The sequence below is a fragment of the Maridesulfovibrio sp. genome (assembly GCF_963677005.1).
Classification (GTDB): domain Bacteria; phylum Desulfobacterota; class Desulfovibrionia; order Desulfovibrionales; family Desulfovibrionaceae; genus Maridesulfovibrio.
The window spans coordinates 373084-386871 of record NZ_OY781616.1 but is presented as its reverse complement, the minus strand read 5'-3'; the positions used below and the strand labels follow the sequence as shown (position 1 = coordinate 386871).

Here is a 13788-nt window from a genome sequence, read left to right as displayed (position 1 = left end):
TTATTCTCCCGCCCCGGAATAAACTATTTTCGTGATCTCCGGGCCGATTCTGTCAAGAGGCAGCACTGAAACGGCCCCCCCTATTTTTACTGCCTCTCCGGGCATTCCGAACACAATCGATGTCTCTTCGTCCTGGGCTATTGTATGGCCGCCCATTTTGCGTATTTCAAGTAATTCAGCAGCACCGTCCCGCCCCATTCCCGTCAGCAGTACTCCTACACAGGCCCGCCCCAGATTCCTAGCAGCAGAGGCAAAAAGAGATGATACAGACGGCCTGATGCCGTTCATGGGCGGATCTTCGGACAGAACGGCAGTGCGAGTAGCGGAAATTTCAAGGTGATATCCTTCCGGTGCGAAATAAACGACACCGGGCTTGAAAACATCACCGGCCTTGGCAATCATTATATCGTGCCCGGTATTTTCGCGCAGCCAGTTGACCATGCCCTGAGTAAATCCGCAGGACATATGTTGAACAATAATTACGGGAGCGCTGAATCCGACTGGAATATCCATGAGCACCTGTTTGACTGCCTGCGGCCCCCCTGTTGACGCTCCTATGCAGACAACCTTGCGCGTGTTTCCGGAAAACGCAGTCCGTGCCGGAGCAACTTTTCCGGATTCCCTGCTGCTGTGCCGGAAACGGCTTTTACGTCTTACCACCCGGACTTCGGACATAAGCCGCACAGACATGATAATTTCCTTCATGCTGTCATGGAAATCAGGGCTCCCGTATGCGGGCTTGTCATGAAAAGCCAACGCCCCTGTATCAAGCAGTCTGAATCCCAGTTCGGCATCCTGGGAACTGTAAAAGGCGCTTACAATAACTATCGGAACCGGACACTCTTCCATAATCATGCGCGTAACGCTGAAACCGTCACATCCCGGAAGGTTAACATCCATGGTGACGACATCAGGGCGGAGTTCTCTGACTTTCTGCAGAGCCTCGTCACGATTTCCGGCGCACCCGACCACCTCGAAATCACCTTCACGCCCGAACATTTCCGTAAACAATTCCTGCACCACGGCTGAATCGTCCACAATCAATACCTTGATCACTTCCACCCCGCAGCAATAAGCAAATAACAATACGAGAATGAATTCCACGTACTGAAAAATTCAATCATCCAGAACATGATCTTCATCCAATATTCGGTAGCACACCCAACTGACATGTTCCTGTAAAAGGACATGCCTTACGCAACACCAAAAAACAAACATCCATTACCATAACCTTCAAATCAGCGATCCCGGTAACAGGAAAAATTTCTGAAAATTCCGACCCTACGCACGAGCCTGAATACAAACTCATCCTATCAACCTGGAAACAACATCCAGCAGGCTGCCCTGATCAAAGCTTGATTTGATGATATAAGCATCTGCACCGGACTCAACACCGCGTTTACGGTCCTCCTGTGATCCCAGAGATGTAACCAGCACGATAGGCAGACTCGCAGCCTGAGGCATTTTCCTTATGGATGCCGTCAGTGTAAAGCCGTCCATGTGCGGCATTTCCACGTCCGAGACCAGAATGTCCGGCAACTCCTGCTTTATGGAGCTTAAAGCGTCACGCCCGTCCACGGCAGTGCGCACATTATACCCGGCAGCTTCCAGCACATTCTTAAGCAGCATACGCGAAGTAATTGAATCCTCTGCAATCAGGACCGTCTTTTTCTCCTTTTTACCGGCCAGATGCGAGAAAGAGTGTGTCCTTAACCCGGACCCGACACCAAGGGCGGTACGAATCATATCCGGACCGTGCAGGATAGGTGCAAGTTCTCCGCTGCCGAGCATTGAAATACCTGAAATGTTGCGCACCCTCTTCAACATGGGCCCCATGGTTTTGGCCATTACGTCCTCTTCGCCGCAGAGTCCCTCCAGACTTATCGCCACTGTCTTCCGACCCTTGCCCATTATAAAAACAGGAAATGACTTGCGCTCTGTCTCCCCGGAATCAAGTTCCAGAATATCGGCAAGCCCGACCAGCGGAACAGGACGCCCGGAAAACACAATCGTTTCTCGTCCCCCGGCTGTACCTATATCCTCCTGCCGAATCAGCAGAACCTTGCGCACCACGGACTTGGGTACCACAAAAGACCTTCCGCCGGCCTCTGCCACTATTCCCCGGAAGGAGGTCAGGGCTACCGGGATATTAATAACTATTCTTATCCCCTTTCCCTCCGGACTGGCAACCACTACGCTGCCTCCAACCGACTCGATCTTGTCCCTGACGATGGACATACCAAGTCCGCGCCCGGAAATATCCGTAATTATTTCACTGGTGGACATGCCCGACACAAAAACGAGCTCCAGAATTGATCGCCGGTCCATTCCCTCAACTTCGTCAGCGGAAAAAAAGCCCTGTTTCACTGCTTTTTCACGCAGTTTCGCGTAGCTCACCCCTCGTCCATCATCACCGTAAACGATCTTAACCACATCCCGGTCTGTCTGGGTGACGGAAAACATAATCTTTCCCGCCTCGGGTTTACCGGCTTCTACACGCTCATGAATACTCTCAATGCCGTGGTCTATTGAATTCCTGACCATGTGCATGAGCGGATCATTCAGAATATCCAGAATTCTCCGGTCAATACGCACATTTTCACCGGAAATTTCCAATTCGCACTTTTTGCCCTGCTCCGCTGCCAAAGAACGGACCATACGCGGAAACATTTCCAGCAGTGAAGAAAAAGGCAGCAACATTGAACTCTTGAAATCAGCCAGAAGAGAATCAACCTTGGAGCCCAGCTCCCACTGGGCCTTGCGGGTTGTTGCGGCAAGCTGAGACAACCTGCGAGCGAAGGCGTCAAGCTTCTTGTCTGCGTCAGCGTAGGCGGAAACCTGTTCTTCATCCGCTCCCTGCCTGCCATCCCCCAAAATATCCTGAAAAGCGGTACGGTAGTCGGCGAAAACCTTTTCAAGATCACGAATGTCCCGCACCCGTTCAGCCTGAGCATTTTTTACGGAAATCAAATCCTCGGAGCGAAGCAGCAGCCCGGTTATAAATGAAGAACTCAGGCGCACGTAGTCATTTCGAGCAGCCCGCATTTCAACCGGAACCACTTTTTCGGGAAGACCTTTTCCCTTCGCCGGTCCGGTTTGTACAGCAGCCCGATTTCCGCCTTTTTCCAATATCCCGGCGGGCGGAACTGTCTCAGAAACTACCGTGGCACCGGTCTGCTCCTCTGGAACATATTCCGGCACATCATTTCCGGAATCCCGTCCCTCGGCCATGTCCTGCATCCGGGACATGGCAACGGCAACAGCCGGACCGGATAAAGCCGACTCGGACTCATCCTCCCCGGCCATGAGATCTTCAAGTATGTCCAGCCAGCCCAGCATTACCGAACAGACATGCTTAGACGGAATCGCACGCTTTTTCTTGAATGCGGAAAAAAAAGATTCGAAGGCCTGGCAGAATTTTTCCAGTGAACCAAGGCCCACAGCACGAGAAGCTCCCTTGAGACTGTGCAACTCCCTGTATGAAGACTCGATCAATTTCAAAGCCTCGTCCTCTGGAGCGCCTTTTTCCAGCCGTAAAAAATCGGAAGAAAGCACACGCATCCGCTCCGCGCTCTCACTTCTGAAAGCAGCCAGCAGTCTCTTCTTCAATTCTTCTTCGTTCATGGACATCTTACGCCTTCCGCGAAAACCTTAAATTCCACCGACAAATTCATTGACCACAAAAGCCTCTTCTCCAAGCAGCACCTTGGCCCGCAAAAGCACCATACGATTCTCGGTCATACCGAAGGAATAGCGGGATATGGCACTTTGTCCTTCTGCCAGCGGCTTGTGGGCGAAATCATCAACAGGGATTACATCCCTTATTTCATCCACAGCAAGCGCTAACTCCGTATCTCCGTCATTTAGCAGGATAGCGCTAGGAAGTGACCCGGATGACAGCCGACCTATCCCCCAAAAACGACAAAGATCTATCACCGCCCAGATTCTCCCGCGGACACTGATCACCCCGGACAGAAATTCGGGAGTGCATGGAAGCTGAACCAGATTTTCCGGTTCATACACCTCACTTACATACGCAGCCTCAATGCCGTAAAGGTCTCCCCCCATAACAAAGGTAACGTAATCCTTGGCATGGACCGAGCGCACCTCGCCGATTTTTTCAGCTTCTACCTTGCGGGCCAGCCTGGCGGCACGCTCACGCAATAATTCGCGGTCACTTTCCCTGCAAAAAAATTCCAAAGACCTGCTATCTTCCATGGTCATCAAGCTCCCTAGGCGAGACTACGCTGTACAACACCGACCATACTTATCAGTCCGGCAGCAGTGGTTCCGTCAGAATACGGTACTATTTCAACGGCATCCAGAACTTCCAGTTCCTGCAACGCTATACGAAAATGGCGTACGGCAGAAGGATAATCATTCTGTTCAACAAAAATATTACCCATCAGGACGTGCGCCATAATAAATGCGGGATCAAGAAAAACAGCATTGCGCAACTCGGCCAGTGCCTGCTCCGTCCGGCCCTGCAATTCCCTGATCTGCCCCATCAGAAAATGAAATTCGGAAACTATCTGATCGATATCGATTGCGTGCTCACAGCATTTTGCGGCCTCTTCAAGCCTGCCCGTATCTGCCAGAATCCCGGCCATTGCAAAATAAACCGAAGCTTCAGAGGCTCTGCCACCGCGTTCAATTTCATTGCGCAGCAAAGCCAAAGCTTTTTCCTCCTCCCCATTTTGCTGAAGCCTTGCCGCTTCGGCCAGGCAGTCATTACATTCCGCAGGAGAAACTTCGGAATCATTTTCACTCCTGCTCTCAAAATACCCGGAACTCTCCTCATGCATAAAGTTCCCGGCAGGGTCTTCAAAATCGCTTTCACCGAGACAGAATCCGGCACCGGACTCATAACTGCAAACTTCTGCATACGGGGCTTCCGAGTCTGAACCCTCCTGCACAGAGAAGGCCGGATAAAGACTTTCCGGGACATAGCCTTCATTCTTGCGAAAAAAAGTTACCTGATCATGAAGGACCGGCTCGAACCGCCCCCTTGACGAGACCAGGGCAGACTCGCTCGGTGTTACTACCAGCAGGCCTCCCGGAGCCAGGCTGGACCATATTTTCCCCAGCACCTTATCGACCCCGGAATTTGAAAAATACATCAGCACGTTACGGCACAGGACAATATCCATATTCATAAATGAAGACGGGACCTCATCACCGATGAGGTTGAACCTTGAAAGGGCAACCATGCCCCGTATGGATTTGTCGAGCAGAAAACCGTTAGGCCCTGTACTGCGGAAATACATGTCCCGAAAGGCCATGGACCCGGTACGGAACGACCATTTCCGGTAGCAGCCCTCAGCGGCCTTAGCCAGAGCCATGCTGTCTATATCCGTGCCGATAATTTCGCTGCGAATATTCGACCTCCGGCAGATCATGGCCATGGTGTACGGTTCCTCGCCTGTAGCACAGGCCATGGACCAGATACGCACAGCTCCGCCCATTCCGCTGCCACGCCCGTTCATTCCGCGCAGCACTTCGCGCTCAAGTACATCAAGGGCTTGAGGGTCCCTGAAAAAATAAGTTTCCCCGATTGTAAGCCGATTGATGAACATCTCCAGATCGCGACTGGAAACACCTGTGGAGAGGATGTATTCCAGACACTCCTCTGCAGAAGAGAACCTGTCGCAATCTGTATGAAAATTCTGTACTGCCTGTCTGAGGTCGCGCCACCGGTCCGGGCCGAAATCAAGTCCGTATCTGCCGCGTACCATTTCCGCCAGTTTTCGGATATGTCCATCATCAAGAATGTCACACATCTAGTCGACTTCCTCCGTCGACCGCAGCCGCAAAGCCCTTAAAATATCATCCAGCTTGAGTTCCAGTTCCGAATTCAAAACAGCATCCATATCCTGCACAAGCACAACGTCCCCATCAATATCGGCCACGGACTCGATAAACAGAACTCCCGGCCATATTTCTGCAGAACTGCGGCACTTTTCCGGGGCAATCTCGCTTACGGCTTGAACACTATCGGCAATGACCGCAATTCTCCTTCCGCAACTGCGGCAGAAAAGCAGCCTGTCGGAAAGGCGGATATCCCGTTCCTTCATCCCGAACCGGGTACGCAATCCTAGAACAGGCACTATTTCGCCACCGTCACTGACCACTCCGAGAACAGACTCCGGACCGTCAGGAACGGCTGTAAGCTGCACGGCACGCTCCACCTTGTCCACCACGGAGGAAGGCACTGCCAGACGGACATCATCTATCTCGAAAACCACATAGTCGTATTCATTCATATCATTACGCCGTAAACAGGTTCAGGGCTGCAACCGGCAGGCAAAAGAACCGCACAGTCCTGCCCTTCACAATTATTTAAACTTTCAGAGCATGCTCATGCAATCATTTTCCGTTACCGGATTCCGCCAGCAGATCACGATACCTGTTCATGACTTCCACTGCGTAGGCTCTGGACCTTTCGGGAAGATTTTTCGGAGAACCGGTATGATAGGCCCCCACGGCTTTCCAGTTATAACCGTACCGATCAAGACAATAGCGAAGAATCCAGGCTCCCAGACGCAGATTTTCCTCCGGCTCCAGCGCGTCCTTCACGCTCAGTCCGAACTTGTCAATCCAGTAGGAATTCACCTGCATCAAGCCGACATCGAAACTTCTTCCGCGATTCTTTTCTATAATCTTAAGCGCCTCTTCACGCGTCTTCGGATATACGCTGCGTCCTTCAATATTCAAAGCCCAAGGGTTGTACCCGCTTTCATAGGCCGCTATGGCATGCAGAATTTCCGGCTGCAGGGAAAACTCTTCCGCAACCTGACTGAAAAGAGGAGTAACCGGCCTGCGTTCCTTTCCGGCCACAAGAACCCTCTGCTGCACCTTGAACCGCATGCCCGGAGCATAACTGCGCTCGGCTTCATCCGGTATAATCATGCGGAAAAGCAATACTCCGCTGATAATCAGGTACAATACAACCGCAATCCTCAACAAGGGTCCGATACCTTTCCTCTGTTTGTCCCCGCTGCCGCCACAGCCAGCACGTTATGCCGAAAAATCAGAACCGGGAACGAACTTCGGCCGCTTCCTCGTATTTTTCCTGCACCTCAAGAGCCTGTGCCAGTGTTTCCCAGAACTGGTCCTTCCCGGGTTTCAGTGCCGCACTCTGCCGGGCAAGCACTTCGGCAATCTGGGGATCCTCCCCGCATTCAAGGTAAATCCGGGCCAGCATATTCATGGCCGCGGCATCGTTGTGGTTGGCATTCAAAGCGCGGTGCAGATACTCACGCGCCTTGTCCACATCCTTACGCGCATAAGCGATCCGGGCAAGATGCCGCATGGCCAGGGAATCTCCTCCCTTCAGTTCCGCAGCACGCAGAAAATAGGCCTCGGCCTCTTCAAGTCCCTGATCATGCTCGGCCAGAACTCCCAGCCTTACGAGAGAAAAGACATTGTCCGGCTCAAGCTCCAGACAGCGTTCGTAAGCTTCACGGGCTTTTTCCGGGTTACCGAGCATCTGGCAGGTCCACCCGAGATTATACAGGGCCATTATGTTGCGCGGAGTTATGGACAGCACTTCCTCGAACTGCTTGCGGGCCTGCTCCGGCTTGCCGACCTGAGCATAACATATCCCAAGTGAATTGCGGGCCAGAATATTATCCGAGTCAGCCAGCAGCGCCAGACGAAATTCTTCGATGGCACCGTAAATATCGCCGTCAACGTACAGGCGGTCTGCGGAAATATTGAGCGAAACGGAATCGAACTGGGCCACCATGGGCTTCTCAAGCATGAGGGAATGATCCAGCCCCTTGCGGCAGTTATCCAGAATTTCACTGCGCCGGTAATTAAGAAAAGGAAAAGAGGCCACCCCGGCGGCGAGTTCTATTTCAAAGTCGTTTGAACATTCGCGCACCAGCCGCAGAATATTTTCCACAACCGCATCGGAATCCTCATGCGGGAAAAAATAAATCAGGCTGTTCAGGCTGTAACGTCCGCCCATGCATGATTCGCAGAAAAAGGTTTCAGCACGTGAGGAGACCTTCTGGACCTGGGCATCGGTCAGCTTCTGGAAGTTACCGCCGTGTTCGGTCGGATTGGAAGCAAGGCGAAGGACGGCGACGGAAAACCTGTCCATGTTCTGGCGCATCCGGCTGTAGCGGCTTATGAATTCCCGGTAATTATACAGCCCGGTAACCATATCGCGCTGCGGCCCGCCAGGAGCTTCCGGCCCTGCCTGCACATCGAAAAAGCTGTCTTTTTCATTGAGCATGGTCAACCGGTCGCCCTCTGCAACAGGCCATGCGGGATCACTCAGATGCAGAATCTCGGCAAAGGCTATTTCTTCCTGCACCTCTATTATCACCACCTCAGCCTTGTACATGGTCGGGTAGGAACCGGAAATTCTCTCGTCCTCGGTAATGCGAACCTGCGTCCCGGCCTGATAATCAGGTGACCAGACCAGAAAACGTCCGCCCTCACGCGCATCAACACTTCCGCCGATGCTCAGGGCCAGACGCTGCAGGGGCAGCACCTCAAGTACTTTCGCGCCCTTCTTGAGAATATCGGAATAAGCAAAAACGCAGTTGCGACCGAAATCCTTGGCTGTTGCAACGGCCTTGGCCCCCTTCCTCATGAGGATACGGGCCTGCTCCCCGGCACTGCGTTTGAAATGCGGCCCGGACAATGACTGCGGATAATTGGCAAACCCCGCGCTCGCGCTGATCCGAATCACATCCCCGGTTACAGGATCGGTTATGTTCATCGATTCTATCAGGGCACGCAGTTCCCCGGCCAGACCGGCACAGGTCTTCGGGCGCCCGTCCGGTATAAGCAAAGCAAATTTATCGTCAAAAACGCGGGCACAGACAACGGACTCGAACACGGCATCACTGATCCGGGAAGCGACATCGGCGATAATATCGTCGCCCAGCTTGTATCCGTAGCGGTCATTGATGCGCTGAAAATTGTCCATATCCAGCAGCACAATCCCTACCGAACCGCTGAATGTGGGAATTCCGGGGTCCTTGCAACCTCCCGGAGCCGGCATCATGCAGTTCTGGATAAGGTCAAGCTCCTTGATCAGTTTCGACATGAAATAATCACTTGTCACCATGCCGGTCAGAGGATCGGTGATTGACCCCTTGTACAGAAGCATCTTTTCAAGGACGGATTCACCCAGAGCTTCCAGATACGGAGCCGCAAGTTGCGAATTCTCCAGAGTTACGCCCCTGGCTATGAAATAGCACATTCCTCGTCCGCGCAGACGCAGCGGCAGCATCAGCTGTCCGCTGTCTTCATTGTAGTCAAAAGCAAATTCCGCACGGAATTTACCCTTTGGCGGGCGGGGAAAAAAAAGGCTGTATGATTCAAAGGGCAGGAACTCCCGAATCAGGTCCTTGAGCATATGTTCGTAGCGAATCAGATCCTGCGGGGCAAGATTGATCCCTTCTTTGAAAAGGTTGTCCTTGTGCATGGCAAGGGCATAACCCGCAACAGGATTCAAGACAAGCGGGAGTAAAGGATGGAGGGCAATTATGTGGGAACAGGCAGGCCCGATAAAATGTACCGGGACATAGAGCCAGGAACTATCGGCCCCGCTTTTTCTTCGAGTTCTTATACCATTCCTGTTCCCCGTAAAGCTCGTCTGCACACGATTCGCAAAGTCCGTGGCTGAACTGCGACTCGGTATGGCTTTCTATATATGTTTCAAGTTCCTTCCAGTAGCCGTCATCATCTCGGACCTTTCTGCACTTGGCACATATGGGCAGCAGGTCGTTCAAGGTCTTTATACGGTCTTCCTGCGTTTCAATCTGCCTGATTTTGCCGGACAGAATAAGACCAAGGTAGACCACCGAAACAAGGGACAGTACTGTGACAACAAATCCTGGAACTTCGCTCAATGCGTTTGTCAGCTGATTTCGGGGAAGAACATTTGTCCAGAGCAGAAAAGTCATAGCCTGCCTGACCGCCATGAGTAAAAACATGCCCCCCAGAAACAGAACCTTCCACTCCCTGTATTTCAATGCAACATATACGGCGATGAAAAAGGAAACCAGCCTGATAAGAATGGAAACAACTATTTCGGGCCTGGGCACGGAAAACCAGACGGCAAAAAAGACTGCAACAAAGGCTGAAATTGAAAATATTATTGTATTGCGAGACATGTTGCTCCAGTAGAAAAGTCGGCAGTCATAGATTTTAAGACAATCTCAACTGTTTGTTTTATACCCCACAAGCACAATAAAAACCAGAATGATTCTGCAAGACCAAAACAACATATTACTATCATAATAAATGTTACCAGATACAACAAAAGATGACAGCGTTATGTCATGACAGAACAAAAAAGAGATCAAGACCGGGGCATCACTTTACATAGTGGCTCTACATTACATTTTCAGCAAGGTTATGCATTTATAGGGAAACAAATTAGCGGCTGGAAACGTTAAGAAAAAAAGAAATATTCCTAAAAAGGACCGAACGCGCACTCACAGCCCATTGACGGGCGGAACCTAATCCACAAAAGCTACGGATTTCAAAAGGGTCCGTTCCCCGAAAAACTTTTCCAGTCTTTCCCGCTCGGAAGACAGTATACGGATTTCGGCCAGACCGATCTCTGCCTTCACCCCGCCGTAAATCTTGAGGGCCTGATCTATAAATCCGGATTCCACGAAACAGACCTGCATGGAATAGGTTCGCTCGTCCCACTTCATACGTATTTTTACAATCGGATTGCGCGTCTGCTGATCCGTGACCAGATTGCCGGTACGCACGAGGGTATCCCGCACGTTCTTCTGCAGCATCACCCCGAAACGGCTGAGATTTTCCGTGAATGCAGGTTCAAAAGCCACGTAATAATAAGGGTCAACCTTCAGGGCAATGGATTTCCCCGGAATGTTCAGGATAAAAGGATTTTCTGCAAAGGCCTTGCCGAGGCCTTTCTGGAGGCGGTCTATTCTGCTTTTGTAATCTTGCAAGGACATAGGTATAATCCCCCTTTAATCGAGTTATTACACCAAGTTTTGCAGTATATCAAACCGGATTATGCCCGGTGCGGTCATTGAAAGAGAATATACACCCTTACAGCGGAACGGACTCTTGTCTTTACAAAAAAAGCCCGCCGCTGAAGATATATCAAGGTGCGGAATGAGCTACCTGAGCTCGTCCTTCATGCGGGTATAGATGCTCTCGTCAATTTCACCGGAAGCATAGCGCTTCTTCAGAATATCAAGAGACGTATCCGAACGGACTCCGGTATCAGGCCGACGGAACAAGCGTACGGTAAAATAAATAATCAGGCCGATGACCAAAAGCTGCAGAATGCCTCCGAAATGAAACGGCATCCATCCGCTCATTCCGTACCCTGCGCCGTGACCGAATGAAAGACCGCTGCACCAGTTGCCGAAAGAACTCAGAATTTCCATAACACACCTCGCTGTTTCCTTTTACCTGAACAAATACATATAGTGTGCCATGCCAAAATATGATGCAATAGCGGCAAGATACGCAAATGGATAGAGCCTTCCCCCGTAACAATGTGCACCATCCTGCACAACAAACAGACAAAACCTGCACATTATTTTGTGCAATACGGCTTTTATCTTTCAAAACAAAGGAATGCTCTGCAAGACTGCAACAGCAAACAATCTCGGTATCAGTCTCCGAAGGCCTGACTCATCAGATGACGACCCAGCCCGCCAAGATCCTTTGGCGTGTATCCGAAAACATCCTGCCAGTTTTCAGTGGATTCCATGCAGAAATAAAGCTGCCTGTCCATCCCATGGCTGCGCAATCTGTCGACCATGAATTTGAACTGGCGAACGCGCAAAGGCCGGAGCAACCGCAACTTGTTGTCATTCCCGGTAATGAACTCATCGTAGATGTAGGTTGTTTCTGGAAAGTTGCGTTCAATAATCGGCTTCAAGTGCGGCATATGCCGGAACGATCCGAGACTCATGTAAGCGATCTGTTCGGGCTTCAGGTAATCGAAAATCATGTCGATAATCTCAGCGTATCCCTCCCGCCAGCCTTGAAAACGGATGATCGGGTCGAAATGCAGACAGACCCGGAAACCGGCTTCCGCACAAGTTCGCGCGGCCTCAAGACGCTCCCGCAGGGTGGACACCCCGAACTCCTCATGCTCGTTAACAAACGGTGCATTGAGCGACCATGCCGGCAGCACCCGGTCAACTCGTTTGACCACGTCCATCCAGGAAAGATCAATCACCTTGGACTTGAGTTCCAGACAGACATTGGGATGATCGCCGAGAAATTCGATCAGATCACGGCTGTATTCGGTTACCGCCTCGAGGGCCAGAGAATCGGTGAACTCTCCGGTTCCGACCCTGTAGCGGGTGGACGGATCGGCGGAAAACGCCTTGCCCAGTTCGCTGAACAGATCACTCTGATTGGCCCAGACCTTGAGCAGCCGGTCCTGAAAATAAGCCTGCAGAATGCAGTAGGAACAGGCCATGGGGCAGTTTTCCCCGATGTGAATAATCCGGTAGCCGCAGCAATGATAGTAGCGCGTACCGGGGCAGAAACGCAGGAACTTTCCCTTGTATTCCTTGAGGTACAGAGCCTGTTTCCCACCGGCTTCAGCATGAGGAAAATCGTCCGGGTCGACAATTTCCACGGGCAGGTCCGGCAACCGGGACTGTACCCTTGCACTGAGCGGGGTTTCGGCCATGCTCCGGTCAATATAAATTTTTTCCAATCCCTTCAGGTGTGCGGGAAGCTGAAATGTACCTGCCATTACTTATCCCTGCCCAGATCGAAAATATCTTCCCAGCCGGCAAACTTTTCGATTGTTTCAAGGTCGGCCACGGCCTTGCGCATCATCTCACGGGATTTGAAACGGGTCTGCATAACCACCTCGCCGGTCTCGAATATTCCGGATGGCTCCACCTTCCAGCGGGTTCCGGCACATATCTCGGAGACCAGTTTCGCATGAGCGCACTCAAGCTCGACCAGATGCGGATATCTGAGCATCCTTGCCGCCCTGCACAAACGGGACACGGCATCCTTCGGGGATTCGCCTTCCGTGGCAGGCGCAAGTCCTGAAGATTCTATGAGTCCCGAAACGGTCTGGCCTTCCCGCCTGGCTGTTTCATATAACCAGGTAAGAAAATTCACTGCATTGGATCGGGACCAGCCGATCTTTTCAAAAAACGGCAGCACAGCCGCTCTGTCTCCTGCCGACATGCGGCCGAGAACGGCAACCGCAGGCAAAGGGATATTTCCGGCTGCGAGCAGGGTGTCAAAAACAGGTTCCAGATCCAGCCAGTCCAGCCGGAACGTCATTTCCCGCGAATTGGGACTGATCCCGAAAAGCGCTCCAAGCGTCTTTGCCATGTCCGCTTTTTCCATGCGCTCGGCAAAAAATCTGAAGGTATTACTTTTTACGCATTCGTCGGCTGTTCGAGAACTGTTTTCTTCAAGATGCGCAACAGCACGTGAAATATCGTCCGGGGCATCAATGTATATTCCAGTGACTTTTCTTCCCAGTTCACGGGCGGCAGCCACACGCGCCCGGCCTGCAACGAGCAACGTCTTTTCACCGTCTTTTACCAGCAGAACAGGAACAAGCTGTCCCCTTTTCGCAAAGGACGGAACAATATTCGCCACAGGCGTGGAATCATGAAGAAGCCACGGCCCGGAACACTCTATTTCAGCCGGATCAAGGCTGTATACTATTGGATCATTCAATTTATCAAACCTCTCAAAAAGAAAAAAGACATGTACAGTGACCCGTTGTGCACGAAATTAAATAAATTATCTACGCTTGACATGTTAGCAGGGGTGTACCTATAGGGA

At 51.5% G+C, this 13788-nt stretch carries 12 protein-coding genes; all 12 read right to left on the bottom strand.

Translation table 11 applies throughout. The annotated features are described in order from the left end of the window. Window positions 1–1056, bottom strand: coding sequence for a chemotaxis-specific protein-glutamate methyltransferase CheB (gene cheB / locus ACKU4E_RS01780; protein WP_320169377.1), 1056 nt, complete (start codon window positions 1054–1056; stop codon window positions 1–3). A gap of 249 nt (window positions 1057–1305) precedes the next feature. After that, window positions 1306–3630 carry a response regulator gene (locus tag ACKU4E_RS01775; protein ID WP_320169376.1) on the bottom strand — a complete coding sequence of 775 codons (2325 nt, stop codon included), beginning with the start codon at window positions 3628–3630 and terminating at the stop codon, window positions 1306–1308. Window positions 3631–3651: 21 nt separating this feature from the next. Beyond that, a complete protein-coding gene (locus tag ACKU4E_RS01770; protein WP_320169375.1) occupies window positions 3652–4224 on the bottom strand; it encodes a chemotaxis protein CheW in 573 nt (190 codons plus the stop codon). 8 nt (window positions 4225–4232) lie between these two features. Beyond that, a complete protein-coding gene (locus ACKU4E_RS01765) occupies window positions 4233–5780 on the bottom strand; it encodes a CheR family methyltransferase (protein ID WP_320169374.1) in 1548 nt (515 codons plus the stop codon). Next, a complete protein-coding gene (locus ACKU4E_RS01760; protein ID WP_320169373.1) occupies window positions 5781–6263 on the bottom strand; it encodes a chemotaxis protein CheW in 483 nt (160 codons plus the stop codon). A 103-nt stretch (window positions 6264–6366) separates the two neighbouring features. Further along, entirely contained in the window at window positions 6367–6909 is a 543-nt protein-coding gene (locus ACKU4E_RS01755; RefSeq protein WP_320169372.1) for a lytic transglycosylase domain-containing protein, read from the bottom strand. A 121-nt stretch (window positions 6910–7030) separates the two neighbouring features. Then, window positions 7031–9445, bottom strand: a complete 2415-nt coding sequence (locus ACKU4E_RS01750; protein WP_320169371.1) for a tetratricopeptide repeat protein — start codon at window positions 9443–9445, stop codon at window positions 7031–7033. 112 nt (window positions 9446–9557) lie between these two features. Further along, on the bottom strand, window positions 9558–10136 hold the full coding sequence (locus ACKU4E_RS01745; RefSeq protein ID WP_320169370.1) for a hypothetical protein: 579 nt from the start codon (window positions 10134–10136) through the stop codon (window positions 9558–9560). Between the two features lie 348 nt (window positions 10137–10484). Beyond that, a complete protein-coding gene (locus tag ACKU4E_RS01740) occupies window positions 10485–10955 on the bottom strand; it encodes a hypothetical protein (protein WP_320169369.1) in 471 nt (156 codons plus the stop codon). 168 nt (window positions 10956–11123) lie between these two features. After that, the gene (locus ACKU4E_RS01735; RefSeq protein WP_320169368.1) at window positions 11124–11396 is read right to left on the bottom strand and encodes a hypothetical protein; all 273 of its coding nucleotides are present in this window, start codon (window positions 11394–11396) and stop codon (window positions 11124–11126) included. 230 nt (window positions 11397–11626) lie between these two features. Then, a complete protein-coding gene (locus ACKU4E_RS01730; RefSeq protein WP_320169367.1) occupies window positions 11627–12727 on the bottom strand; it encodes a radical SAM protein in 1101 nt (366 codons plus the stop codon). Next, window positions 12727–13680, bottom strand: coding sequence for a ParB N-terminal domain-containing protein (locus ACKU4E_RS01725; RefSeq protein ID WP_320169366.1), 954 nt, complete (start codon window positions 13678–13680; stop codon window positions 12727–12729). Before ACKU4E_RS01725 ends, ACKU4E_RS01730 begins: the two co-directional genes overlap by 1 nt. Between the last annotated feature and the right edge of the window lie 108 nt (window positions 13681–13788).